This window comes from Streptomyces omiyaensis, from assembly GCF_014650895.1.
In the GTDB taxonomy this organism is placed as follows: Bacteria; Actinomycetota; Actinomycetes; order Streptomycetales; family Streptomycetaceae; genus Streptomyces; species Streptomyces omiyaensis.
In genome coordinates this window covers 25,646-51,553 of record NZ_BMVV01000021.1, presented here as the reverse complement: position 1 = coordinate 51,553, position 25,908 = coordinate 25,646, and the positions used below count along the sequence as shown (strand labels likewise).

The 25,908-nt window shown below is 73.8% G+C and carries 19 protein-coding genes; 14 read left to right on the top strand and 5 right to left on the bottom strand.

Annotated features, from left to right (window positions below):
* Window positions 1-86 precede the first annotated feature (86 nt).
* The 7 genes from IE287_RS28090 to IE287_RS28060 all read left to right on the top strand — a co-directional run bounded on the left by IE287_RS28090 (window position 87) and on the right by IE287_RS28060 (window position 10,353).
* Window positions 87-1,490 (top strand): DUF4192 domain-containing protein, encoded by a 1,404-nt coding sequence (locus IE287_RS28090; RefSeq protein WP_189852011.1) that lies wholly within the window; start codon window positions 87-89, stop codon window positions 1,488-1,490.
* 112 nt (window positions 1,491-1,602) lie between these two features.
* Window positions 1,603-3,660: an amylo-alpha-1,6-glucosidase gene (locus IE287_RS28085; protein WP_189852010.1), complete on the top strand. Its 2,058-nt coding sequence runs from the start codon at window positions 1,603-1,605 to the stop codon at window positions 3,658-3,660.
* Window positions 3,661-3,768: 108 nt separating this feature from the next.
* A complete protein-coding gene (locus tag IE287_RS28080) occupies window positions 3,769-4,533 on the top strand; it encodes an NUDIX hydrolase (protein ID WP_189852009.1) in 765 nt (254 codons plus the stop codon).
* Window positions 4,534-4,655: 122 nt separating this feature from the next.
* Window positions 4,656-6,398, top strand: coding sequence for an ATP-binding cassette domain-containing protein (locus IE287_RS28075; protein ID WP_189852008.1), 1,743 nt, complete (start codon window positions 4,656-4,658; stop codon window positions 6,396-6,398).
* A 160-nt stretch (window positions 6,399-6,558) separates the two neighbouring features.
* Window positions 6,559-7,449: a FadR/GntR family transcriptional regulator gene (locus tag IE287_RS28070; protein WP_189852007.1), complete on the top strand. Its 891-nt coding sequence runs from the start codon at window positions 6,559-6,561 to the stop codon at window positions 7,447-7,449.
* Window positions 7,450-7,828: 379 nt separating this feature from the next.
* Window positions 7,829-9,382: an RNA polymerase sigma factor gene (locus IE287_RS28065; RefSeq protein WP_189852084.1), complete on the top strand. Its 1,554-nt coding sequence runs from the start codon at window positions 7,829-7,831 to the stop codon at window positions 9,380-9,382.
* Between the two features lie 149 nt (window positions 9,383-9,531).
* Window positions 9,532-10,353: a serine protease gene (locus IE287_RS28060; RefSeq protein ID WP_189852006.1), complete on the top strand. Its 822-nt coding sequence runs from the start codon at window positions 9,532-9,534 to the stop codon at window positions 10,351-10,353.
* A 150-nt stretch (window positions 10,354-10,503) separates the two neighbouring features.
* On the opposite strand, the gene IE287_RS28055 is transcribed toward IE287_RS28060, so the two are convergent.
* On the bottom strand, window positions 10,504-10,734 hold the full coding sequence (locus tag IE287_RS28055) for a DUF7455 domain-containing protein (protein ID WP_030495106.1): 231 nt from the start codon (window positions 10,732-10,734) through the stop codon (window positions 10,504-10,506).
* A 437-nt stretch (window positions 10,735-11,171) separates the two neighbouring features.
* On the opposite strand from IE287_RS28055, the gene IE287_RS28050 reads away from it, so the two are divergent.
* The 3 genes from IE287_RS28050 (at window position 11,172) to IE287_RS28040 (ending at window position 15,548) form a co-directional block, all read left to right on the top strand.
* Window positions 11,172-13,289, top strand: a complete 2,118-nt coding sequence (locus tag IE287_RS28050) for a DNA gyrase/topoisomerase IV subunit B (RefSeq protein WP_189852005.1) — start codon at window positions 11,172-11,174, stop codon at window positions 13,287-13,289.
* Window positions 13,290-13,518: 229 nt separating this feature from the next.
* Window positions 13,519-13,959 (top strand): DUF485 domain-containing protein, encoded by a 441-nt coding sequence (locus IE287_RS28045; RefSeq protein WP_229883787.1) that lies wholly within the window; start codon window positions 13,519-13,521, stop codon window positions 13,957-13,959.
* Window positions 13,956-15,548, top strand: coding sequence for a monocarboxylic acid transporter (locus IE287_RS28040; RefSeq protein WP_189852083.1), 1,593 nt, complete (start codon window positions 13,956-13,958; stop codon window positions 15,546-15,548). Before IE287_RS28045 ends, IE287_RS28040 begins: the two co-directional genes overlap by 4 nt.
* 77 nt (window positions 15,549-15,625) lie before the next feature.
* On the opposite strand, the gene IE287_RS28035 is transcribed toward IE287_RS28040, so the two are convergent.
* Complete coding sequence (locus IE287_RS28035) at window positions 15,626-16,306, bottom strand: response regulator (RefSeq protein WP_189852004.1); 681 nt, start codon at window positions 16,304-16,306, stop codon at window positions 15,626-15,628.
* The gene (locus IE287_RS28030; protein WP_189852003.1) at window positions 16,303-18,012 is read right to left on the bottom strand and encodes a sensor histidine kinase; all 1,710 of its coding nucleotides are present in this window, start codon (window positions 18,010-18,012) and stop codon (window positions 16,303-16,305) included. The genes IE287_RS28035 and IE287_RS28030 overlap by 4 nt, the downstream gene beginning before the upstream one ends.
* A gap of 371 nt (window positions 18,013-18,383) precedes the next feature.
* Here IE287_RS28030 and IE287_RS28025 point away from each other — a divergent pair, with 371 nt between their 5' ends.
* Window positions 18,384-19,433, top strand: coding sequence for a CobW family GTP-binding protein (locus IE287_RS28025; protein WP_189852002.1), 1,050 nt, complete (start codon window positions 18,384-18,386; stop codon window positions 19,431-19,433).
* Between the two features lie 8 nt (window positions 19,434-19,441).
* Here the strand turns inward: IE287_RS28025 and IE287_RS28020 are convergent, their stop codons facing one another.
* On the bottom strand, window positions 19,442-20,314 hold the full coding sequence (locus tag IE287_RS28020; RefSeq protein WP_189852001.1) for an FAD-dependent monooxygenase: 873 nt from the start codon (window positions 20,312-20,314) through the stop codon (window positions 19,442-19,444).
* Here IE287_RS28020 and IE287_RS39510 point away from each other — a divergent pair.
* Window positions 20,313-20,405, top strand: a complete 93-nt coding sequence (locus IE287_RS39510; RefSeq protein WP_373307914.1) for a TetR/AcrR family transcriptional regulator C-terminal domain-containing protein — start codon at window positions 20,313-20,315, stop codon at window positions 20,403-20,405. The two genes, IE287_RS28020 and IE287_RS39510, sit on opposite strands and share 2 nt — an antisense overlap.
* Window positions 20,406-20,487: 82 nt before the next feature.
* Here IE287_RS39510 and IE287_RS28015 read toward each other — a convergent pair whose 3' ends face one another.
* On the bottom strand, window positions 20,488-22,947 hold the full coding sequence (locus IE287_RS28015) for a DNA gyrase/topoisomerase IV subunit A (protein WP_189852000.1): 2,460 nt from the start codon (window positions 22,945-22,947) through the stop codon (window positions 20,488-20,490).
* A gap of 188 nt (window positions 22,948-23,135) precedes the next feature.
* On the opposite strand from IE287_RS28015, the gene IE287_RS28010 reads away from it, so the two are divergent.
* Both IE287_RS28010 and IE287_RS28005 read left to right on the top strand, forming a co-directional pair.
* A complete protein-coding gene (locus tag IE287_RS28010) occupies window positions 23,136-24,503 on the top strand; it encodes a M16 family metallopeptidase (protein WP_189852082.1) in 1,368 nt (455 codons plus the stop codon).
* Window positions 24,504-24,529: 26 nt separating this feature from the next.
* On the top strand, window positions 24,530-25,894 hold the full coding sequence (locus tag IE287_RS28005; protein ID WP_189852081.1) for a M16 family metallopeptidase: 1,365 nt from the start codon (window positions 24,530-24,532) through the stop codon (window positions 25,892-25,894).
* The last annotated feature ends 14 nt before the right edge of the window (window positions 25,895-25,908 follow it).

Here is a 25,908-nt window from a genome sequence, read left to right as displayed (position 1 = left end):
ACAGTGCATATCGGATCATCACACCGTATGTGCTGAGTTATCCACAGGGGTTGTAGGAAAACGGAGATCACGAGACGGTCCTCGCCATGAACGCGAATCACCCCGAAACCAGCGCCTCCGCCCGAGGTCGGCAGATCACCCTGCGCAGCGCGGCGGAGCTCGCCGACGCCCTGCCGTTCGTCCTCGGCTTCCACCCCACCGACTCGGTGGTGCTCGTCGCCCTGCACGGGGAGAACGGCCGCTTCGGCGGCCGGATCCGGCTCGGCATTCCCCGCGCGCCCGGCGAATGGGACTCCACCGCCGACCACCTCGCGGAGTGCCTCGTCGAGGCGTCCGCCCGGCGCACCACACCCCCCGACGGCATCGTCGGCTTCCTCTGCCAGGACCCGCGTCCGGGCGAGACCGCCCAGGAGGTCTACGAGCGGCTGAGGCCCTTCGCCCAGCGTCTCCGGACCGCCTGCGGAGCCCTCGACATCCCGGTCTACGAGGTCCTGTGCATCTCCGGCGGCCGGCACTTCTCCTACTGCTGCCCCGACGAAGGCTGCTGTCCCCCCGACGGAACGCCCCTCGCCGTGGGCGGCACCTCGGTCATGGCGGCGGCCGCTGCCTACGCGGGAATCCGGGTGCGGGGCTCGCTCCGGGAACTGGAGGCCGGCTTCGGCCCCACCGGCGGACCCGGTGAGGCGGAGCAGCGCGCCGCCCTCGACGCGGCGGCCGCCGCGATCGTCCCCCACGTCGTGGACGGCGCGGCGGAAGAGGACCGGGCACGGGTGCGCGAGGCGACCCTGGCCGTCGCGACCCGGCTCCTGGCCCGCTTCGCCGAACCGCCACGGCGAATCGGGGCCGACGGCGCCCGCCGCGGCCAGGCCGCGGTCGACGCGGACGACGACGCCCGGGTCGCCCCCGCCGAGGCGGCCGCGGTCATCCTGGGACTCCAGGACCGCCTGGCCCGCGACCGTCTGGCCGAATGGATGGAGGGGCCCGAGGGCGCCGCCGCCGTGCGGCTCTGGCGCGTCCTCTCCCGGCGCTGCGTCACCCCCTTCGAGGAGTACGCCGCCGCTCCGCTGACCCTCGCCGGCTGGGCCGCGTGGTCGACCGGCGACGAACCGACCGCCCGGGTCGCCCTCGGCCTCGCCCTCCGGGCCGATCCGCGCTACGTCTTCGCGAGGCTGCTGCACCAGGCGTGCAACCAGGGGATCGACCCCGAGACGCTGCGCTCCTGCCTCCGGCAGGAACGGGAGAACCGCGTGGCGACCGAGAAGCAGGCCTGTGCCCCCTCCCGGCGGACCAGGACCAGGACCCGGACGCGCACCCGGACACGGAGCGTCCGTCCCGGCGGGGCGCGACCGGTGCTTCCCGGGGCGGGGACGGTCACCGCCCGCCGTGACAGGGGGGCGCCGGGAGTGAGGCCCACCGGACGCGCCGCGACCCGCCCGGGCGGCCCCGCCCCGCGGCCCGGGGGCCGACGCGGCACGAGGAGCGGTCGATGACCGTGACCCCGCGCCCCACCCGACCGTTCACGTCTGTGGCGGAGCCGGGCGAGCCGTGCCGCCGACGCCCTGCCGGCCCTCCGGATCGCACAGAGAGCACGCCGCACCCCCCATGGTCCTCAGTCCTGTCCCGGCCCCCGGACACCCGACGGAACAGCCCCCCGGGCAGCCCGCCGCGGCCGGCGGCGTCCCCGTCGCCCGCGGGACCCGGCCGGGCGAGCTCCCTCCGATCCACGACGCCCTCCTCTGCGTTGCCCTGCCTGCCTTCGCCGTCTCGCCCGAGCACGGCCAGCTCACCGGGGACGGTCCCGAAGGCGTGTACGCGTCGGGGCGACGCCTCCTGTCCCGCAGCGTCCTGCGAGTCGCCGGACGCGAGCCCGTCCCCCTCCAGGGACGGCTCGCCGGCGCCGACCGGGCCGTGTTCGTCGGCGCCCTGCGGATCCCCGGCGACATCGGCCCCGACCCCGGCGTCACCGTCGAGCGCTCCCGGAGCGCCGACGGAACCGAGCGGATCACCCTCCGCAGCGCCGTCCCCCGGCCCGTCCGCCTCCCGGTGGAGCTCGCTCTGGGCACGGATCTCGCGGAGCTGGGCGCGATCGCGTCCGGTCGGCCCCGCGCCGAGCTCAGGGCCAGCGTCCACGGCACCGGCCTCCGGTGGACCGCCCCCGACGGACGGTCCGTCGCCGTCACGGCAGACCCGGCGCCCACGGACTCCCTGGCGGCGGCCGGTGTCCTCCGGTGGGAAACCGACCTCACCCCCGGCGCCACCGTCACCCTCCACCTCCGCGTCCACGCCGACCGGGCCCCCGGTGCCGCCCCGCCCGGAGGGGGCGGCCGTCCCGGCGGGCAACTGCTCCCGGACGCCCAGGCGGAGGGCGACGACCGCCGCGTCGGCGCGCTGCTCCACGCCTCCGTCGCGGACCTGCGCGCGCTCCTCCAGCGCGATCCCGCGCACCCCGCCGACGTCCATCTCGCGGCCGGCGTCCCGTGGCGCTGCGGACCCGTCACCGCGGAGGCGCTCTGGGCGGCCCGCATGGCCCTGCCGCTCGGCACCAGGCTCGCCGCCGCCACGCTCCGCGTGCTCGGCCGCGCCCAGGTCACCGGGGGAGCCGACGCCGGGCGCCTCCCCGGCCCGCTGCGGGACGCCGGTCCCCACCTCCCGCCCCGGTGCACCGGAGTCGAGGCCACCCTCGCCTTCCCTGTCGTCCTCGCCGAGGCACGCCGATGGGGCCTGCCCTCGGGCGACCTGGACGAGCTCCTTCCGGTGGCGGAGCGCTGCCTCGGCTGGCTGCGGCGGGGCCTCGACACGGACCGGCTCCTGCCCGACCCGGCTCCCGGCGGTCCCTGGCGGGCCGAGACCCAGGCCCACGCCCACCGGGCCGCCCTGCTCGGGGCCGACCTCCTCGACACCTGTGGACGCCCCGGCGCCGCGGAGCTCCGGGAGGCGGCCGGTGCCCTGCGCGAGCGGTTCCGGAGCGCGTTCTGGCTCGACGACCCCTCCGGCGGACGTCCCGCCGCCGCCCGGGCGCCGGAGGGACGTTCCTGGCCCCAGCTCGGCGGCTGGGCGGCCCACCTCCTCGACACCGGACTCCTCGGCGGAGGCCGGTACGCCCAGGGACTGCTCGACCGGACCGAGACCGAGCAGGTCGCGCGGCTGCTCGGCACCCCGGCGCTCGACTCCGGCTGGGGACTGCGCGGCCTCGGTGCCAAGGAGCCCGGTCACAACCCCTTCGGGCACCGGGCCGGCGCCGTCCGCGTCCACGAGACGGCCGTCGCCGTCTCCGGGCTGGCCGCCGCCGGCTACGAGAAGGAGGCCGCGGCCCTGCTGCGGGGACTCCTCGACGCCGCCGAGCACTTCGGTCACCGCCTGCCCGAGATGTACGCGGGCGAGCAGCGCACCACGGGCGCGCGCCCCGTGCCGCACCCCGCGGCCTGCCGGCCCGCCGCCGTCGCGGCCGCCGGAGCGGTCCACGCGCTCGCCGCCCTCGCCGGGATCCGTCCCGACGCCCCCGGCCGGAGCGTCGCCGTGCAGCCGATGCCCTCCGCGCCGCTGGGCGCGGTCCGGCTCTCGGGACTCGTCGTCGCCGGCGAGCCCTTCGCCGTGCGGGTGAGCCGTCTCGGACTCGGTATGGTCGAGGAGGCCGCCGAGGGCCTGCAGCTGGGGGTGTGACGGATGCCGGGGACGGAGACGAGGGAGCCCTCGCGGCCGGGTGAGGAAGTCGTGGCCGGAGCGCACGCGGGACGTGTTTATCGTCAGGAAGACGACTATGATCGCGGCATGCCTCCCTACGACCCGTCGGCCTTCCCGCCCTTCGCTGTCACCGTCGACCTGGTCGTCCTCACCGTGCGGAGCCACGCGCTGTGCACGCTGGTCGTGCGCAGGGGGGAAGCTCCCTTCCAGGGCCGGTGGGCGCTGCCCGGAGGCTTCGTCCGCGACGACGAGGACCTCGGCGCGGCCGCCGCGCGCGAGCTGGCCGAGGAGACCGGGCTGCGCGCCCACGACCCGTCGGCCCCCGCGCCGGTGCCGGACAACGGTGCGCACCTCGAACAGCTCGCCACCTACGGAGCGCCCGAGCGCGACCCGCGGATGCGGGTGGTGAGCGTCGCACACCTCGCGCTCGCCCCCGACCTGCCCGCGCCCCGGCCCGGCGGCGACGCCAACAGCGCGCGCTGGGCGCCCGTGGAGGAACTGCTCGACCAGGCGCGGGCGGCGGGGAGCGACTCCCCGGACGCGCTCGCCTTCGACCACGCCCAGATCCTCTCCGACGGGGTGGAGCGGGCTCGCTCCAAGATCGAGTACTCCTCGCTCGCCACGGCGTTCTGCCCGGCGGAGTTCACCGTCGGAGAGCTGCGCCGGGTCTACGAGGCGGTCTGGGGCGTCTCGCTCGACCCGCGCAACTTCCACCGCAAGGTCACCGGCACGCCCGGCTTCCTCGTCCCGACCGGAGGGACCACCACCCGTCAGGGAGGCCGTCCCGCCCAGCTGTTCAGGGCCGGCGGTGCCACCCTGCTCAACCCGCCGATGCTGCGCCCCGAGGTCTGAGGGGCGTACGCCTCCGCCGCCCCCGAGGCGGCAAACCTGCGCCGAAAGTCCGAAATCTGGCGTTATCTTGCTGCGGTAGAGCCGCCCTGCCGCGGAGCGGTGCCCCTACCGCGAGAGAAGCGATGCTCCAGGCCTTCGGACTGACCAGCACCCCCCGACGCGATCGCCCGCCCGCCGTGGACGATCTCACCTTCGAGGCCCCGCCGGGGGCCGTGACCGCCCTCGTCGGCCCTCCGGGCTCCGGCAAGACCACCGTCCTGCGCCTCCTCCTCGCGCTCGACCCGGGGCGTGGGCTCACCTACTTCCGGGGGCGGCCGCTGCACCGCGTCGCCCAGCCCGCGCGCGAGGTCGGGACGGTCCTCGGCGACGTGCCCGGACACCCCTCCCGCACCGTGCGCGGTCAGCTGCGGATGCTCGCCGCAGGCGCGGGAGTTCCGGTCGGCCGGGCCGACGAGGCGATCCAGGCCGTGGGCCTGGGCGGACTGGAGGGGCGGAGGCTCGGCACCCTGCCACGGGGCGCCGACCGTCGACTCGCGCTGGCCGCCGCCCTGTTGGGCGAACCCCACACCCTGCTCCTGGACGATCCCGGCGCCGGACTGGCCCCCGCGGAGCGGGACGCCCTGCACGCGTTGCTGCGCGCGCACGCGAGCGCCGGCGGCACCGTCCTCTACACGACCGCGGACCCCAAGGAGGCGGCCCGCCACGCCGATCACGTCGTCACCCTCCACGCCGGCCGTCTGGTCGCCGCCCAGGACGCCGCCGACTTCGCCCGCACCCGGCTGCGGCCCAGGGTCGCCGTGCGCACCCCGCACGCCGCCCGCCTCGCCGCCGCCGTGGCCCAGGAGGCCCGGGCCGCACGCCGCCCGGTCGAGGTCGTCACCGAGGACGGCAACCTCCTCCTCGTCTACGGCGGCGACTGCGCCCAGGTCGGGGACACCGCCTTCCGGCACGGCGTCCCGGTCCACCGGCTCGCGGAGGAGACCGCCGTCGTCGACCCCGCCGGGACCCGGCCGGGAGAGGGGGGCGCTCCCCCTCCGGGAGCCTCGCCGCCGGGGCCGGGCTCGCCCGACCCGGTTCCGGCGGGCCGGCCGGCGCGCTCGCCGCTGCGCCCGCTCCGGTACGAACTGCGCCGGATCACCGGCGTACCGTCCACGGCTCTGGTCATGACGGGTGTCCTGGCGGTGTCGGCCGTGCTCGCGGTGCTCCTCGGGCGCGGCGGGGGCACCCCGCTCCCGGCGGTCCTGGCCGCCTGGCCCGACCTGCTGCCGCTGCCTCCCGCCGCGCTCGGCGCCGGCCTGCTCGGCGCCCTCTCCTTCGGCGAGGAGTACCGCTATCCCGCGCTCGCCGCGGGGCGCGGGGCCGTGCCGCGCCGGCTCGCGCTGCTGCTGGCCAAGCTGGCGGTCGCCGCGGTCGCCGCGCTGCTCCTCGGCGTGCTGGTGGCGGGGGTCGACCTGGCGGCGCTCCGCCTCTTCTACGGAGCCGAATTGATCACTGTGCCGGACAACTGGCGCATGATGACGGCCAGTTGGCTGGGACTGACGGTCGGATGCGCCTGGGCGGGGGTGTTGGGGGCCGGAGTGTTCCGGGCGGCCGCGGCCGGGGTGGCCGCGGTCCTCTTCGTCCCGGTCGCCTTCGTCCCGCTGCTGCGGCAGGTGGCGAGCGGCCCGGAGATCCGCTCCGTCGCCGGACTCGCCTCCCGGCTGGGCGAGTTCGCCGGTCCGCGGTGGGCGCCGTCCCTCGACCGGTGGATCGCCGGGGCGTTGGAGGTGGCCGGGCATCCCGCCGGTGTGGCGCTCGTGCTCACGTTGACGGTCCTGCTCTGCGCCTATGTGCTCACCGGCCTTCGCCGGCAGACCTCTTGGTGATCACTTCCGGATCGAAATATTCCGGTTGAGCCGCAACTCTCTTGAGGAATGCCGCTTATGTCCGAATAATCGTCAATTGTGTAGGGGGTGCCGATCACCCTTTCGTGTGCTTTTCACCAAAGACCTCAAGGGCCACGGAGGCCACGCCGACAAAGGATGCGTGAGTACCCTTGCGCACACGATGATGACCGCCGCCCGTTCCGTCGACTCCGGCCTCGGCGCCCCGGGCGATCTCGACCGCTACCCCTACGCGGAGGCGCCCGTCGCCGATCGCGTGGGCCCGCCCTCCTGGGAGGGGGTGGACACGGACCTCGGCCGCGTCGGCCGCCGCACCGCCGGAAGCAGGGGCCGCGGCCTGCACGGACAGCTCGTCCAGCAGCTCGGCCAGATGATCGTCTCCGGCGACCTCGGCGCGGACCGTCCCCTCGTCCCCGAGGAGATCGGCCAGCGCTTCGAGGTCTCGCGCACCGTCGTGCGCGAGTCCCTGCGCGTCCTGGAGGCCAAGGGCCTCGTCAGTGCCCGGCCCAACGTCGGCACCCGGGTCCGCCCGGTCAGCGACTGGAACCTCCTCGACCCCGACATCATCGAGTGGCGCGCCTTCGGCCCCCAGCGCGACGACCAGCGGCGCGAGCTCAACGAGCTCCGCTGGACCATCGAGCCGCTGGCCGCCCGCCTCGCCGCCGGCCACGGCCGCGAGGACGTGCAGCAGCGCCTCTCCGACATGGTCGAGATCATGGGGCACGCGTACGCGCAGGGGGACGGCATCACCTTCTCCCGCGCCGACACCGAGTTCCACTCCCTGCTCATCCAGCTCGCCGGCAACCGGATGCTGGAGCACCTCTCGGGCATCGTCTCGGCGGCGCTCCAGGTCTCCGGGGGCCCGGTCACGGCCTGCGACCGCCCGGGCGAGAGCTGCCTGGCGCACCACGCCAGGATCGTCGACGCCCTCGCGGCCGGGGACGCCCACGGCGCCGAGACCGCCATGCGTCAACTGCTCACGGTCCACCCCGAGGTGGAGCCCCGCGTCGTTCCCGCCCCCCGCGAACACTGATCCGCGGGCCGTGGCAGGAAGCGCACGGGCGCGTACGCAGGGGAAGCCGCCGGATCCGAGCGCGGTCCGGGGGGCCGGAAGGGTCCCCCGGACCGCGCCAGGGTTCCGGCGGCATCGAATGTACGCTTGATTCCACTTCCATATGGTTCGTCGCGGATGCGGTGTGACTCGGGACACGAAGATTGGGCGTAACACTCCTCCGAGCCGTGCGATGACCTAAGAGGTGACAGCCGAGGAAGGAATACAGCAGCCGGTGCAGGCGCTGTGCAGTTCCCCGGTCCAGCCCGCGCCGTCGGCACATTCCCCGTCGACGGTCGTCGGCTCCGGCCCGATCCCGGGCGGGGCCGGAAGCCGTTTCCATCGTTCCGAGAGGTTGTTCGTGTCGGCCAGCACATCCCGTACGCTCCCGCCGGAGATCGCCGAGTCCGAGTCTGTGATGGCGCTCATCGAGCGGGGAAAGGCTGATGGGCAGATCGCCGGCGATGACGTGCGTCGGGCCTTCGAGGCTGACCAGATTCCGCCAACCCAGTGGAAGAATGTTCTGCGCAGCCTCAATCAGATCCTCGAGGAAGAGGGTGTGACGCTGATGGTCAGTGCAGCGGAGTCGCCGAAGCGCGCCCGCAAGAGCGCAGCAGCGAAGAGCCCGGCCAAGCGCACCGCCGCCAAGACCACCGTCACCGCCAGGGCGGCGACGGTGACGAGGTCCACCGTCGCGACCGGTTCGGCGGCCCCCGCGGCCGAGAGCGCGGACCCGGCCGACGAGGCCGCGTCGCCCGCCAAGAAGGCGGCCGCGAAGAAGACCGCCGTCAAGAAGACGGCGGCCAAGAAGACCGTCGCCAAGAAGACGGCGGCCAAGAAGACCGCGTCCAAGAAGTCCGACGACGAACTGATCGAGGGCGAGGAGCTGCTCGAGGACGTCGCGCCGGGCAAGGACGAGGAGGAGACCGAGGGCGAGACCAAGGGCTTCGTGCTGTCCGACGAGGACGAGGACGACGCTCCCGCCCAGCAGGTCGCCGTCGCGGGTGCCACCGCCGACCCGGTCAAGGACTACCTGAAGCAGATCGGCAAGGTCCCGCTGCTCAACGCCGAGCAGGAGGTCGAGCTCGCCAAGCGCATCGAGGCCGGTCTCTTCGCCGAGGACAAGCTCGCCAACTCGGACAAGATCGCTCCCAAGCTCAAGCGCGAGCTGGAGATCATCGCCGAGGACGGCCGCCGCGCCAAGAACCACCTCCTGGAGGCCAACCTCCGCCTGGTGGTCTCGCTGGCCAAGCGCTACACCGGCCGCGGCATGCTCTTCCTGGACCTGATCCAGGAGGGCAACCTGGGTCTGATCCGAGCGGTCGAGAAGTTCGACTACACCAAGGGCTACAAGTTCTCCACGTACGCCACCTGGTGGATCCGTCAGGCGATCACCCGCGCCATGGCCGACCAGGCCCGCACCATCCGCATCCCGGTGCACATGGTCGAGGTCATCAACAAGCTCGCGCGCGTCCAGCGCCAGATGCTCCAGGACCTGGGCCGTGAGCCCACCCCGGAGGAGCTGGCCAAGGAGCTCGACATGACCCCCGAGAAGGTCATCGAGGTCCAGAAGTACGGCCGTGAGCCGATCTCCCTCCACACCCCCCTGGGTGAGGACGGCGACAGCGAGTTCGGTGACCTCATCGAGGACTCCGAGGCGGTCGTGCCGGCCGACGCGGTCAGCTTCACGCTCCTCCAGGAGCAGCTGCACTCCGTCCTCGACACGCTCTCCGAGCGTGAGGCGGGCGTGGTCTCCATGCGCTTCGGCCTCACCGACGGACAGCCGAAGACGCTCGACGAGATCGGCAAGGTCTACGGCGTGACCCGCGAGCGGATCCGCCAGATCGAGTCGAAGACCATGTCGAAGCTGCGCCACCCGTCGCGCTCGCAGGTCCTGCGCGACTACCTCGACTGACCGATCCGGTCCGCCGGAGGCGCACGGCAGTGGCCGAAGGGCCCGGTTCCCCGCTCGGGGGCCGGGCCCTTCGGCCGTTCGCGGGTGCATCAGGCCAGTCCGTGACCGACGCTGGGTGAACGGATATCTGCGGAGAGTCAGGAGGCTCCATGCGTGGTTCCCTCACCCGAGCGTTGGCGGGTGCCCTGGGTCTGGTCACGGCGGCGACGGGACTGGTGGCCGGTGCCGCCCCGGCCGTCGCGGACGGCGTCGTGGTGGGCGGCAGCCCGGCCGCGATCGCCGACGCGCCCTGGGTGGTGGCGCTGTCCAGCCGTGACCGGTTCGGAGGTACGCGGGCGGGCCAGTTCTGCGGCGGCGTCGTCGTGGCGCCGACCAAGGTGCTCACCGCGGCGCACTGCCTGGGCCGGGAGGTGCTCGGCGGCGCCCCCTGGCAGCTGCGCGACTTCTCGGTGATCGCGGGCCGGGCCGCGCTGCTCGGGCAGGGCGGACAGGAGGTGCGGATCGCGGACACCTGGGTGAATCCCGACTACGACCCATCGACCAACTCGGGCGACCTCGCCGTGCTCACCCTCGCCGAGTCCCTGCCGCAGTCCTACGTGATCGAGGTGGCGCCGCCGGGGGACGCGGCCGAGAACCCGGGGACCGCGGCCCGGGTGTACGGCTGGGGCGACACGACGGGGAGCGGGCGCTACGCCTCCTCGCTCCGGTCGGCGCAGGTCCAGGTCCTCCCGGACGCGGCCTGCGAGCGGGCGTACCCGGGCGGCTTCGGGGGCGTCTCGTACCGCGGGGACACCATGCTCTGCGCCGGTGACCCCGGGGGCGGCCGGGACGCCTGCCAGGGCGACAGCGGCGGCCCGCTGGTGGCGGGCGGGCTCCTGGTGGGGCTGGTGTCCTGGGGCAGCGGCTGCGGGGAGGCCGAGAACCCGGGCGTCTACACGCGGGTGTCGACGGTGCTGCCGAAGCGGATCTGAGCGGCCGCGGGTCCCTTTCACGGGCCGCTCGGGGGGTTCCCGGACGGTGGTGGAGGCACGAGAACGGGCGGTCACCCCCTGGTCGAGGGGGTGACCGCCCGTCGTCCGGTCGTCAGCGACCGGCCCTGAGCTCGTCGTGGATGCGCGGCGTCAGTGCTCGTCGCCCACCGTGCGGGCCGGCACGTCGGTCAGCCGGTCCGTCTCATCCTGTATCTCAACGGCGATCTTCTTGAGTTCCGGCTCGAACTTGCGACCGTGGTGGGCGCAGAAGAGCAAGTCACCTCCGCTGGCCAGGACGACACGCAGGTAAGCCTGGGCGCCGCAGCGGTCGCAGCGGTCAGCGGCCGTCAGGGGGCTCGCGGGGGTCAGAACAGTAGTCACGTCGCCTCTTCTCTAGCTCGACGAGCTGTCGTACCAGGGTCAACATCCAACCAGGCCGAAAACGTTCCCGCTCGTGGCTTTTCCTTGAAACTTTTTCCCAAGGTGGCTGTTTGCTGCCGGTTGGCGGCGAATGAGCCGTATTGCGTCGCTCTACGGGTTTCGCGTTGCTGTGGTGTGTCGGTCGCCCTCCCGGCGGGGTTGCCGGTTGTTGATGAGGACGTGCCCGGAGCCTAGATGGTTCATGCCTGGAAGGGAACGTGATGTTCACGTCACCCCAACGAGGGATCGAACATCCATACGAGTCTGGACTAGCATGAGGAAACCGGGAGGGTGGCGTTTCAGCGGCCCCACCAGGCATCGGTACCCTCTGAGCGGTGAGCGACCCCGGTACTCACCCCGTCGGGCAAGATTCCAAAATTCAGCGAGGAGCGAACCGCGTGACCGCCGAAACGTCCGCGCCGTCCAGTGCGCTGCTGACCGCAGACAGTGACGGTTCCAACTACACCGCGCGGCACCTGCTCGTCCTCGAAGGACTCGAAGCGGTCCGCAAGCGTCCCGGCATGTACATCGGCTCCACGGACAGCCGTGGTCTGATGCACTGCCTCTGGGAGATCATCGACAACTCGGTCGACGAGGCCCTGGGCGGCTTCTGCGACCACATCGACGTCGTCCTGCACGACGACGGCTCCGTCGAGGTGCGGGACAACGGCCGCGGCATCCCGGTCGACGTCGAGCCCAAGACCGGGCTCTCCGGCGTCGAGGTCGTCATGACCAAGCTGCACGCCGGCGGAAAGTTCGGCGGGGGCTCGTACGCGGCCTCCGGCGGTCTGCACGGCGTCGGCGCCTCCGTGGTCAACGCGCTCTCGGCCCGCCTCGACATCGAGGTCGACCGGGGCGGCGCCACGCACGCGATCAGCTTCCGCCGCGGCGTCCCCGGCATCTTCACCGAGCAGGGCCCCGACAGCCCCTTCGACCCGGCGAACGGCCTGGTCAAGGGCAAGAGGGTGCCGAAGACCCGCACCGGCACCCGCACCCGCTACTGGGCGGACCGCCAGATCTTCCTCAAGGACGCCAAGCTCTCCCTGGAGCACCTGCACCAGCGCGCCCGCCAGACCGCCTTCCTCGTGCCCGGCCTCACCATCGTGGTCCGCGACGAGCGGGACCTGGAGGGGATCGGCAAGAGCGAGGAGGTCTTCCGCTTCGACGGAGGCATCAGCGAGTTCTGCGAGTACCTCGCGCAGGACAAGGCCGTCTGCGACGTGCTGCGCCTCACCGGCCAGGGCACCTTCAAGGAGACCGTCCCGGTCCTCGACGACCGCGGCCACATGACCCCCACCGAGGTCACCCGCGAGCTCGGCGTGGACGTCGCCCTGCGCTGGGGCACCGGGTACGACACCACCGTCCGGTCCTTCGTGAACATCATCGCCACCCCCAAGGGCGGCACCCACGTCTCCGGCTTCGAGCAGGCCGTGACCAAGACGGTGAACGAGGCGCTGCGCTCCGCCAAGCTGCTGCGCGTCGCCGAGGACGACATCGTCAAGGACGACGCCCTGGAGGGCCTGACCGCCGTCGTCACCGTCCGCCTCGCCGAGCCGCAGTTCGAGGGCCAGACCAAGGAGGTGCTCGGCACCTCGGCCGCCCGCCGGATCGTCGCCACCGTGGTCGCCCGCGAGCTCAAGGCCTTCCTGACCTCCACCAAGCGGGACGCCAAGGCCCAGGCCCGCGCGATCCTGGACAAGGCCGTCGCCGCCGCCCGCACCCGGATCGCGGCCCGCCAGCACAAGGACGCGCAGCGCCGGAAGACGGCCCTGGAGTCCTCCTCGCTGCCGGCCAAGCTGGCCGACTGCCGCAGCGACGACGTCGAGCGCAGCGAGCTCTTCATCGTCGAGGGGGACTCCGCGCTCGGCACCGCCAAGCTCGCCCGGAACAGCGAGTTCCAGGCGCTGCTGCCGATCCGCGGCAAGATCCTCAACGTCCAGAAGTCGTCCGTCTCGGACATGCTGAAGAACGCCGAGTGCGGCGCGATCATCCAGGTCATAGGAGCGGGCTCCGGCCGCACCTTCGACATCGACGCGGCCCGCTACGGCAAGGTCATCATGATGACCGACGCCGACGTCGACGGCTCGCACATCCGGACCCTGCTGCTGACCCTCTTCCAGCGCTACATGCGCCCCATGGTCGAGGCGGGCCGGGTCTTCGCCGCCGTGCCGCCGCTGCACCGGATCGAGCTGGTCCAGCCCAAGCGGGGCCAGGACAAGTACGTGTACACGTACTCCGACAACGAGCTGCGGCAGACGCTCCTGGAGTTCCAGCGCAAGGGCGTCCGCTACAAGGACTCCATCCAGCGCTACAAGGGCCTCGGCGAGATGGACGCCGACCAGCTCGCGGAGACCACGATGGACCCGCGCCACCGCACCCTGCGCCGGATCAACATCGGCGACCTGGACGCGGCCGAGCAGGTCTTCGACCTCCTGATGGGCAACGACGTGGCGCCCCGCAAGGAGTTCATCACCAGCTCGGCGGCGACGCTCGACCGCTCGCGCATCGACGCCTGAGCCGTCCCTGCACCGCCACCGACGCTCCGCGCCGCACCGGCCCGGTCCCCGCATCCCGGGGCCGGGCCGGTGGTGTGTCCGTACGCATATCGGCCCGCTCCGGTCAGTCGTCGGGCCGAAGAGTCACCTGATGGGGTGAAGACCGGAGGGAGAAGAGTCCGGGATCTGCCCGCTCTGTCCATCCTTGGGCACGCGGCCGAAACGGTTCGCTGACAAGGAGAGTTGACCGGTGGATCAGCTGGACGAGCAGGAGCGCGCGGGGGCGCGGGACGACGGGCCGGGCGGGAGGGGGACGGAGCTGCCGCGCCCGCGGCACGACGGGGCCGCGCAGCCGCTGCCCGGGGCGGCCGGGATCTACCTGGAGGTCCAGCGCAGCCCCGCCTTCCAGGAGGTGCGGCGCCGGTACCGCCGGTTCGTCTTCCCCGCCACCCTCGCCTTCCTCGCCTGGTACCTCGCCTACGTCGTCGCCGCCACGGCCGCACCCGGCCTGATGGCCCGCCCGGTCGCCGGCGCGGTGAACGTGGCGATGGTCGCCGGCCTCGGCCAGTTCCTCACCACCTTCGTCCTCACCTGGGCCTACGCGCGGCACGCGCGGCTGCGCCGGGACCGGGCCGCGCTCGAACTGCGCTGGGACACCCAGCAGATGACGAGGGGGGCCGGCCAGTGGTGACCGGAGACCACCAGACGCTCGCCCTGGTGCTCTTCAGCGCCTTCGTCGCCGTCACCCTCGGCATCACCACCTGGGTGAGCCGCAACCGGCACGGCTCGGCCGAGGAGTTCTACGCCGGAGGCCGGCTCTTCTCGCCGATGGAGAACGGATTCGCCATCGCCGGCGACTACATGTCGGCGGCTTCCTTCCTCGGCATCTCGGGCCTCATCGCGCTCTACGGCTACGACGGCATGCTCTACTCGGTCGGCTTCCTGGTCGCCTGGCTGGTGGTGCTCCTCCTCGTCGCCGAACTCGTCCGCAACTGCGGCCGGTTCACCCTCGCCGACGTCGTCGCCGCGCGGATGGCCGAACGGCCCGTCCGGATCGCGGCCGGTACCTCCTCGGTGGCCGTCTCCGTGCTCTACCTGGTGGCCCAGATGGTGGGTGCCGGAAGCCTGGTGGCCCTCCTCCTCGGCGGCACCGGCGAGGCGGCGCGCACCTGGACGGTGATCGGCGTCGGCGCGCTGATGGTGATCTACGTGTCGCTCGGCGGGATGCGGGCCACCACCTGGATCCAGATCGTCAAGGCGGTGCTGCTGATGGCCGGCACCATCGCGCTCACCGTCCTCGTCCTGATCCGCTTCCACGGCGACGTGAACAGCCTGCTCAGCACCGCCGCCGAGCGCAGCGGGCACGGCACCGCCTTCCTCGGCCCCGGACTGCGCTACGGCGGCGACTGGACGGCCCGGCTCGACTTCATCAGCCTCGGGCTCGCGCTCGTCCTCGGCACCGCGGGACTGCCCCACATCCTGTCCCGCTTCTACACCGTGCCCACCGCGCGGGCCGCCCGCCGCTCGGTCGTCTGGTCCATCGGCCTCATCGGCGGCTTCTACCTGATGACCATCGTCCTCGGCTTCGGCGCCGCCGCCCTCATCGGTTCCGCGGAGGTCCGCGCCTCCAACGCCTCCGGGAACACCGCCGTCCCGCTGCTCGCCCTCGACCTCGGCGGGGGAGCGGGCTCCACCGGCGGCACGGTGCTCTTCGCGGTCGTCGCGGCCGTCGCCTTCGCGACCATCCTCGCCGTCGTCGCCGGGATCACCCTGGCCTCCTCCGCCTCCGTCGCCCACGACCTCTACGCCTCGCTGCGCAGGCCCGGGCGGAAGGGGTACGGCGAGGTGGCCGTGGCGCGGGTGGCCGCCGCCGTCATCGGCGCCGTGGCGATCGGACTCGGACTGCTCGCCAGCGACCTCAACGTGGCCTTCCTGGTCGGCCTCGCCTTCGCGGTGGCCGCCTCGGCCAACCTGCCGGTGCTGCTCTACTCGCTCTTCTGGCGCCGCTTCACCACTCGGGGCGCGGTCTGGTCGGTCTACGGCGGCCTCGTGCCCGCGGTGCTGCTCGTGCTGCTCTCGCCGGTCGTCTCCGGCAGTCCCGAGGCGCTCTTCCCGGGCCTCGACCTCCAGGTCTTCCCGCTGCAGAACCCGGGCCTCGTCTCCATCCCGCTCGGCTTCCTCGCCGGCTGGCTGGGGACGGTCACCTCGCCCGAGCCGCCCGACGAGGCGCGGCACGCCGAGACCGAGGTGCGGGCCCTCACGGGGGCCGGGGCCGCCTGAGGGACGGCCGCCTCGGCCGAGCCGACGGCCTGGGGCCCCGGAGCCCCGGAGCGCCGAAGCCTCCGGGGCTCAGGGCCTCAGGGCGAGGCGACCCAGGTGTAGCGGTGTTCGGGGCGGCCGGTCTCGCCGTACCGGAGGGAGAGCCGCACCCGACCGGTGCGTTCGAGGAGTTTGAGGTAGCGCTGGGCGGTCTGGCGGCTGACCCCGGTGCGCTCGGCGAGCTCCTGGGTGGAGAGCGGGCCGGAGGCGTTCAGCAGCGCCTGGCGGACCAGCTCGGCCGTGGTCGGGGAGTGCCCCTTCGGGAGGTCGGGGGCGACGGTGCCGGCGGCCAGGGTGCCGAAGATCCGGTCGACCTCGGCCTGTTCCGCCTCGCCGCCGCCCTCCAGGGTGCGGCGGAGGGCCGCGTACGCCTCCAGCTTGGTCCGCAGTCCGGCGAAGCCGAACGGTTTGACCAGGTACTGGAGGGCGCCGTGCCGCATCGCCGCCTGGACGGTCGCCACGTCCCTGGCCGCGGTCACCATGATCACGTCGCACTGGTGGCCGCGGGCCCGCAGCTCGCGGATGGCGGCCAGCCCGTTCTCGTCGGGGAGGTAGTGGTCGAGCAGGACGAGGTCCACGGACCGGCCGTCGAGGACGGCCAGGGCCTCCGCGGACGAGTGGGCCGTCGCGGCCACCCGGAAGCCGGGCAGCTTGGTCACGTACGCGGCGTTCACCCGCGCCACCCGGACGTCGTCGTCGACGACGAGCACGTCGATCATCGGGACCGCTCCTCTGCCGTGGTCGGGTCCACCGGCCCGCGCGGGGCGGGCGGGTCGTACGGGGCGGGAGGGGCGTGCTCCGTCAGGGCGTCCGGCAGGACCACGCCGAACTCGGCGCCACCGGCCGGGCCCGCCGTCACGCGCGCGGTGCCGCCGCGCCGCTCGGCGAGCCGCCGCACCAGCGCCAGTCCGAGACCGCGCCTGCCGTGGGCGGGGGGATCCTTCGTCGTCCACCCCTCGGTGAAGATCAGCTCCCGGCGGTCCTCGGGGACGCCGGGCCCGCTGTCGGCGACCCGCAGGACCACCGTCCGGCCGTCGGCGCGCAGCGCGACCTCGACCCGGGCGTCCGGGGTGCCGGCGGCGGCGTCCAGGGCGTTGTCGACGAGGTTGCCGACGACGGTGACCAGCTCGCGCGGGTCCACCAGCCGGTCGGGGAGCAGGGAGTCGGGGGCGATCCGCAGCGAGACCCCGCGCTCCGCCGCGACCGTCGCCTTGCCGACCAGGAGCGCCGCGAGCAGCGGGTCGTGGACCTTCTCCGTGACCTGCTCGGCGGTCGCCCGGTGCACCCCGACGACCTCGGTGACGAAGTCCGCCGCCTCGTCGTACAGCTCCAGCTCCAGGAGGCCGAGCAGCGTGTGCAGCCGGTTGGCGTGCTCGTGGTCCTGGGCGCGCAGGGCGTCGATGAGGCCGCGGGTGGAGTCCAGCTCACGGCCCAGCCGCTCCAGCTCGGTGCGGTCGCGCAGGGTCGCCACGGCGCCCCCGTCGTCCGTCGGCATCCGGTTGGCGATCAGCACCCGGTGCCCCTGGACGGTCACCAGGTCGGCTCCGGTCGCCCGGCCGGTCAGCACGTCCGCGGTGCGACCGGGGCCCAGGAGCGCGTCGAGCGGCCGTCCGGCGGCCTCGGGACCGAGGCCGAGCAGCCGCTGCGCCTCGTCGTTGAGCAGCCGGACCGAACCCTTCCGGTCGAGGGCCACCACGCCCTCGCGGATGCCGTGCAGCATCGCCTCGCGCTCGGCGAGCAGCGCCGAGATGTCGGAGAAGGCCAGGTCGCGGGTCTGCCGCTGGATCCGCCGGGAGATCAGGTACGCGGCGAGGGCGCCGGCCGCGAGGGCGCCGCCGGCGTAGGCGAGGAGCCCGGGGATCGCGGAGAGGAGGCGGTCGCGGACGCTGTCGTACTCGATGCCGACCGAGACGGCGCCGACGATCCCGCCGTCGGCGTCGAGGAGCGGAGCCTTGCCGCGCGCGGAGCGGCCGAGGGTGCCGCTGTCGATCTCCATCACCTCGCGGCCCGCCAGGACCTCGCTGGGGTCGGTGGAGACGGTCCGGCCGAGCTGCGCGGGGTCGGGGTGCGACCAGCGCACCCCGCGCGTGTCCATGACGACCACGTACTCGGCGCCGGTCGCGGTCCTGACCCGCTCCGCCTCGCGCTGGACCGGCCCCGTCGCGGACGGCGGCCCGCCGGCGAGGTCCGCTGCCGTACGGGTCGACGCCATGGTCTCCGCGATCGCCAGGGCGCGCCGCATGGCCTGGTCGTCCAGCTGGGCGCTGAGCGGGGCCAGGAAGAACCCGGTGGCCAGCACGGTGACGCCGGTGGCGACGGCCAGCTGCATCAGCAGCACCTGCGAGAAGACCCGGCGCGGCCATCCCAGCCTGCGCCGGCGGCGCGCGGCCGGCGGCGCGGAGGGGACCGATCCGGTGCTGCTCATGCCCGAAACGGTACGGGGGCGGGGTGGGCGACCGGAAACGAGCCGGTGCCGGTCGCCGGTCGGCAACCGGCGGCCGGGGTCGCAGGCCGCCGGCGTCCGTCACCCATGCCGGCCGGTGCCTGCACCGAGGGCGCCCGTGCCCGCACCCGGCACCGGACCGGTGCCGGGTGCGGGAGTGCCGGGCCGGGGCGCGGGCCGGCCCGTGGGCCTGTGGTGCGCGTGTGGCTCCGGGGGCGTCGGGCCGGGCTGCCTATCCTGGACGCCGGTCCGGTGCGGTGAGCGGCCCCGGGCGGGCGCCGGCCCCGGCACCCGCGCCCCGCTCCCGCGTCCCGTACCCCTACCCGTACGTCTCCCAGCGAAAGGCATGCTTCTTGAGCGCGCAGCAGATCCCCGTCGTCGTCCTCGCCGGGTTTCTCGGGGCGGGGAAGACCACGCTCCTCAACCATCTGCTGCGCAGCGCCCGGGGGACGCGGATCGGGGTCATGGTCAACGACTTCGGCGACATCGGGATCGACGCGATGACCGTCGCCGGGCAGGTCGGCTCCACGGTCTCGCTCGGCAACGGGTGTCTGTGCTGCGCGGTCGACGCGAGCGAGCTGGACGAGTACCTGGAGGTCCTGACCCGGCCCGAGCTGGGTCTGGACGTGATCGTGATCGAGGCGAGCGGACTCGCCGAGCCGCAGGAACTGGTCCGGATGGTGCTCGCCAGCGAGAACCGGCGGACGGTCTACGGCGGGCTCGTCGAGGTCGTCGACGCCGCCGGGTTCGCCGCCACCCGGGAGCGGCACCCCGAGACCGACCGGCACCTCGCCCTCGCGGACCTGGTCGTCGTCAACAAGGCCGACCGGGTGTCCGGAGAGGAGCTGCGGGCGGTCCGGGAGACGGTGGCCGGGCTCGCGGAGCGCGCCGCCGTGATCGAGGCGGCGCACGGCCGGATCGATCCCGAGCTGCTCTTCGACCGGGTCGTCCCGGACGGCGAGATCGCCGGCCAGATGTCGATCGAGGACATCCTCTACGGCGACGAGGGCGGGCACGCCCACCCGCACGCCGCCTACGACACGGTCTCCCTCGCCACGGCGGTTCCGCTGCACCCGCGACGGCTGATGGCCTTCCTCGACTCCCGGCCCGAGGGGCTGTACCGGATCAAGGGCTTCGTGGACCTCGGGGCAGCCGACCCCGGACACCGCTACGCGGTGCACGCCGTCGGCCGCTTCCTGCGCTTCTACCCGGAGCCCTGGCCGGCCGGCGAGCAGCGGCTCTCGCAGCTCGTCCTGATCGGCTCCGGCGTCGACGCGGCGGCCCTGCGCAAGGAGCTCGCCGCCTGCGAGCAGGACGGACCCGGGGACACCCCGGACGAGCACGCCCTGTGGGGCGTCCTGCGGTACGTGCCGCAGGGCGAGGAGCCGCCCGCCGAGGCGTAGGCCGCGGCTCAGGCCGGCACGCCCTCCGCCACCAGGCCGACCGTCGCCAGGTAGGCGTCGAGGCTCGCGCCGGCGCGGTCGCCGGCCCAGCCCACGTACCCGTCCGGGCGGATCAGGAAGAGGCCCGTGCCGTACGCCTCGTCGGCCGGGAGCCGGGCCGCGCGGACCGCCTCCGGCAGCGCGGCCGGGGTCTCGGCGGACCCGACGGCGAGCAGGGTGAAGTGCGGCCCCCGGAAGAGGTCGAAGAGGCGTCCCGGGCCGTACGCGCCGTCCGGGGCGCGGTCGCCCGCGCGCAGGGCGTCCCCGGGCACCCGGGGGCGGGTGTCCACCGCGAGGGCGGACTCCCGGTAGCCGAGGCCGAGCTGCTGCACCTCCGCGCCCCGCTGGGTGGCCTCGCCGTCGGCGGTCGCCCGGTGGAGGCGGGTGCTGAGCCCGAGCACGTCCGCCGCGACCGGGCGGCGCTCCGCCTCGTAGCTGTCGAGGAGGGACGCCGGTGCCCCGCGCAGCAGGACCTGGGCGAGCTTCCAGCCCAGGTTGTACGCGTCCTGGACGCCGGTGTCGAGGCCCTGGCCGCCGGCGGGGGAGTGGACGTGGGCGGCGTCGCCCGCGAGGAAGACCCGGCCGGCCCGGAAGCGGTCGGCCAGCGCCGCCCGGGCGCGGTAGTCCGAGGCCCACGGCACCTCCGTGACCTCCTCCGGGGCCAGCGGCGTCCGGGCCGCGAGCAGCGCCCGGACGCCCGCCGGGGTGGTGTCCACCGCGGCCGACCGGTCCTCGAAGGCGGCGGCGAGCTGGAACAGGCCGCCGTCGCCCGGCAGCGGGCAGAGGGCCACGCCGCCGTCCGGGGCCCGCCAGACGTGCCAGTGGTCCCGGTCGGCCACCATCTTCGCCGACTACGACGAGCGCTTCGAGGAGGGGCTCCGGATCGTCCTCGCCGGCATCGAGGCGGTGTACGCCCCCGGCGCCCGGAGCTGACGGCCCGCCCGGCGCCTCCTCCCGCGCGTGACGAAGCCCCCCGCTCCGGATGGAGCGGGGGGCTTCGTCACGGGCGTGCCGGCTAGCTCGCCGGGCCCGCCACCACGTCCACCGGCTGCGGCAGCGGGGTGCCCGAGCCGTCGCGGCGCGGGTCCGGCTCCGGCAGCTCGACCGGGGTGCCGTTCTTCTGCGCGGCACGGGCCGGCAGGGCGCCCGCCCAGGCCAGGACCAGCACGTCCTCGCCCTTCAGGAAGCGCTGGCAGCGCACGCCGCCGGTCGCCCGGCCCTTGCGCGGGTACTGGTCGAAGGGGGTCAGCTTCGCGGAGGACGCCGTCGAGCCGTCCAGGGTGCCGGTCGAACCCGCCACCGTGAAGACGGCCGCGTCCGCCGCCGGGTCCACCGCGGCGAACGACAGCACCTCGGCGCCGGCCGCCAGCTTGATGCCCGCCATGCCGCCCGCCGGACGGCCCTGCGGCCGCACCTGGGAGGCCTGGTAGCGCAGCAGCTGGGCGTCGGAGGTGATGAAGACCAGGTCCTCCTCGCCCGTCCGCAGCTCGGTCGCGCCGACGATCCGGTCGCCGTCCTTGAGGGTGATGACCTCCAGCTCGTCCTTGTTCGCCGGATAGTCCGGGACCACCCGCTTGACCACGCCCTGGAGCGTGCCGAGCGCCAGACCGGGGGAGGCCTCGTCGAGCGTGGTCAGGCAGACCACCGTCTCGTCGCCCTCCAGGGACAGGAACTCGCTCAGCGGCGCGCCGCCCGCCAGATTCGGCGCCGCGGCCGTGTCGGGCAGCTGCGGCAGGTCGATGACGGCGATCCGCAGCAGCCGTCCGGCGGAGGTCACCGCCCCCACGTCGCCGCGCTGGGTGGCCGCCACCGACGAGACGATCGCGTCGTGCTTGGTCCGCTTGGCGTCCGGGTCGGCCGGCGGCAGCTCCGCCGAGACCGTCCGGGCCAGCAGGCCGGTCGAGGAGAGCAGCACCCGGCACGGGTCGTCGGCGACCTCCAGGGGGACGGCCGAGACCGGTGCGCCGGCCGACTCCAGGAGGACCGTCCGCCGGTCGGTGGCGAACTTCTTCGCGACCGCGGCCAGCTCGGCCGAGACCAGCTTGCGCAGCTCGGAGTCGGAGTCCAGGATCCCGGTCAGCTCGTCGATCTCGCCGGTCAGCCGGTCCCGCTCGGTCTCCAGCTCCAGCCGGTCGAACCTGGTGAGCCGGCGCAGCGGGGTGTCCAGGATGTACTGGGTCTGGATCTCGCTGAGCGAGAAGCGCTCCATCAGGCGCTCCTTCGCCTGCGCCGAGTTCTCGCTCTCCCGGATCAGCCGGATGACCTCGTCGATGTCGAGGAGCGCGACGAGGAGGCCCTCGACCAGGTGGAGCCGGTCGCGCTTCCTGCCGCGGCGGTACTCGGAGCGCCGGCGGACGACCTGGAAGCGGTGGTCGAGGTAGACCTCCAGGAGCTCCTTGAGGCCGAGGGTGAGCGGCTGGCCGTCCACCAGGGCCACGTTGTTGATGCCGAAGGACTCCTCCATCGGCGTCAGCTTGTAGAGCTGCTCCAGGACGGCCTCGGGCACGAAGCCGTTCTTGATCTCGATGACGAGGCGGAGCCCGTGGGCGCGGTCGGTGAGGTCCTTGACGTCGGCGATGCCCTGGAGCTTCTTCGAGCCGACCAGGTCCTTGATCTTGGAGATGACCTTCTCGGGGCCGACCGTGAAGGGCAGTTCGGTGACGACGATGCCCTTGCGGCGGGCGGTCACCGTCTCCACCGAGGTGGTGGCGCGGATCTTGAAGGTGCCGCGGCCCGTCTCGTACGCGTCCCGGATGCCGTTCAGGCCGACGATCCGGCCGCCGGTGGGCAGGTCGGGGCCGGGGACGAAGCGCATCAGCGCGTCCAGGTCCGCGTTCGGGTGGCGGATCAGGTGGCGGGCGGCCGCGACGACCTCGCCGAGGTTGTGCGGGGGCATGTTGGTCGCCATGCCGACCGCGATGCCCGAGGCGCCGTTCACCAGCAGGTTCGGGTACGCGGCGGGGAGCGCGACCGGCTCCCGCTCCTGGCCGTCGTAGTTCGGCGCGAAGTCGACCGTGTCCTCGTCGATGGACTCGGTCATCAGCAGGGCGGCCGGGGCCATCCGCGACTCGGTGTACCGCATGGCGGCCGGCGGGTCGTCGTTGCCCAGCGAACCGAAGTTGCCGTGGCCGTCGACCAGCGGCACGCGCATGGAGAAGGGCTGCGCCATGCGCACCATGGCGTCGTAGATCGAGGCGTCGCCGTGCGGGTGCAGCTTGCCCATGACCTCGCCGACCACGCGCGCGCACTTGACGAAGCCGCGGTCCGGGCGGAGGCCCATCTCGTTCATCTGGTAGACGATGCGCCGCTGGACCGGCTTCATGCCGTCGCGGGCGTCGGGGAGCGCGCGCGAGTAGATGACCGAGTAGGCGTACTCGAGGAAGGAGCCCTGCATCTCGTCGACGACGTCGATGTCGAGGATCCTCTCCTCGTACGCGTCGTCCGGCGGCGGTGTCTTCGTGCTGCGGCGGGCCATCGCGGCTGCTGCTCCTTCTCCGACAAGGCTTGATCTGACGCGGACCATTGTGGACCGTGCCACCGACAACACTGACCGCGACCCGGACGAGGGACATCTCCGGGGTCCGGGAACTTCGCCAGGTGTCGACGCGCTTGCATACAGTGGCAGGACTTTTCCAGATCGCGATCGAAGGGACGTACATGCCCATGGGTCACACGGCCACGGCCGAGGCCGGCTCCGGCGGCCTGACAGCGACCGAGCACCGGCTGGCGAACGGCCTGCGGGTGGTGCTCTCCGAGGACCACCTGACCCCGGTCGCCGCGGTATGCCTCTGGTACGACGTCGGTTCGCGCCACGAGGTCGAGGGCCGCACCGGCCTCGCCCACCTCTTCGAGCACCTGATGTTCCAGGGGTCGAAGCAGGTGCACGGCAACGGGCACTTCGAGCTGGTGCAGGGCGCCGGCGGTTCGCTCAACGGCACGACCAGTTTCGAGCGCACCAACTACTTCGAGACCATGCCGGCCCACCAGCTGGAGCTCGCGCTCTGGCTGGAGGCCGACCGGATGGGCTCGCTGCTCGCCGCCCTCGACGACGAGTCGATGGAGAACCAGCGCGACGTCGTGAAGAACGAGCGCCGCCAGCGGTACGACAACGTGCCGTACGGCACCGCCTTCGAGAAGCTCACCGCGCTCGCCTACCCCGAGGGCCACCCGTACCACCACACCCCCATCGGCTCGATGGCGGACCTGGACGCGGCCACCCTGGAGGACGCGCGGAACTTCTTCCGCACCTACTACGCGCCCAACAACGCGGTCCTGTCGGTGGTCGGCGACATCGACCCGGAGCAGACGCTCGCCTGGGTCGAGAAGTACTTCGGCTCGATCCCCGGTCACGACGGCAAGCCCGCCCCGCGCGACGGCGCCCTGCCGGAGGTGATCGGCGAGCAGCTGCGCGAGGTCGTCGTCGAGGACGTCCCCGCCCGGGCCCTGATGGCCGCCTACCGGCTGCCGGAGGACGGCACGCGCGCGTGCGACGCCGCCGACCTCGCCCTCACCGTGCTCGGCGGCGGCGAGTCCTCCCGCCTGCACAACCGGCTGGTCCGCCGCGACCGCACCGCCGTCGCCGCCGGCTTCGGCCTGCTGCGCCTGGCCGGCGCCCCCTCGCTGGGCTGGCTGGACGTCAAGACCTCCGGCGGCGTCGAGGTCCCCGCGATCGAGGCGGCCGTCGACGAGGAGCTCGTCCGCTTCGCCGCGGAGGGCCCGACCGCCGAGGAGATGGAGCGCGCCCAGGCCCAGCTGGAGCGCGAATGGCTCGACCGGCTCGGCACGGTGGCCGGCCGCGCGGACGAACTGTGCCGCTTCGCCGTGCTGTTCGGCGACCCGCAGCTCGCCCTGACCGCCGTCGACCGTGTCCTCGACATCACCGCCGACGAGGTGCGCGAGGTGGCCGCGGCCCGGCTCCGCGCGGACAACCGCGCGGTGCTGGTCTACGAGCCCGTCGAGAACGAGGCCGACGGGGCCGACGAGGCGGGCGACGCCGCCGACCGCGACGACGCAGAGGGAGCGGACCAGTGACGGACACCACCGAGTCCCTGACCAGCATGGACTTCCACCCGCGGCCCGAGGCCGGCGTGGCGAAGCCGTGGGCCTTCCCGGCCCCCGAGCGCGGCACGCTGGACAACGGTCTGACCGTGCTGCGCTGCCACCGCCCCGGCCAGCAGGTCGTCGCCGTCGAGATCTTCGTCGACGCGCCCCTGGACGCCGAGCCCGAGGGCCTCGACGGCGTCGCCACCATCATGGCGCGCGCCCTCTCCGAGGGGACCACCGAGCGCGGCGCCGAGGAGTTCGCGGCCGAGCTGGAGCGCTGCGGCGCCACGCTCGACGCGCACGCGGACCACCCCGGCGTCCGGGTCTCCCTGGAGGTCCCGGTCTCCCGGCTCCCGAAGGCGCTCGGGCTCGTCTCCGAGGCCCTGATCTCCCCGGCCTTCGACGCCGACGAGGTCAAGCGCCTGGTGGACAACCGGCTCGACGAGATCCCGCACGAGGCCGCCAACCCTGGCCGCCGCGCGGCCAAGCAGCTCTACAAGGAGCTGTTCCCGGCGAGCACCCGGATGTCCCGGCCGCGCCAGGGCACCGAGGAGACGGTGCGGGCCATCGACGCCGGCGCCGTCCGCGCCTTCTACGACGCGCACGTGCGGCCCGCCGCGACCACCGCGGTCGTCGTCGGCGACCTGACCGGCGTCGACCTGGACGAGGTCCTCGCCGGGACCCTCGGCGGCTGGAGCGGCAAGCCGGCCGCGCCGCGGCCGATGCCGCCGATCACGGCCGACGACACCGGCCGGGTCGTCATCGTGGACCGCCCCGGGGCCGTCCAGACCCAGCTGCTCATCGGCCGGATCGGGCCGGACCGCCACGACGCCGTCTGGGCGGCGCAGGTCCTCGGCGTCTACTGCCTCGGCGGCACCCTGACGTCCCGTCTGGACGCCGTCCTGCGGGAGGAGAAGGGGTACACGTACGGCGTGCGCGCCTTCGGGCAGGTGCTCCGCTCGGACGGCGAGGGGCACGGCGCCTCGATGCTCGCCATCAGCGGTTCGATCGACACCCCCCACACCGGCCCGGCCCTCGACGACCTGTGGAAGGTGCTCCGGACCCTGGCCGAGGGCGGCCTGACCGACGCCGAGCGGGACGTCGCGGTGCAGAACCTGGTGGGCGTGGCCCCGCTCAAGTACGAGACGGCCGCCTCGGTCGCCGCGACCCTCTCCGACCAGGTCGAGCAGCACCTCCCGGACGACTACCAGGCCCGGTTGTACGCGCGCCTGGCCGAGACCGGCACGGTGGAGGCCACGGCCGCCGTCGTCAGCGCCTTCCCGGTGGACCGTCTGGTGACGGTCCTGGTGGGCGACGCCGCCGAGATCGAGGAGCCCGTGCGGGCCCTCGGCATCGGCGAGGTGACCGTGGTGAGCTGACCCGCCGTCGGCTC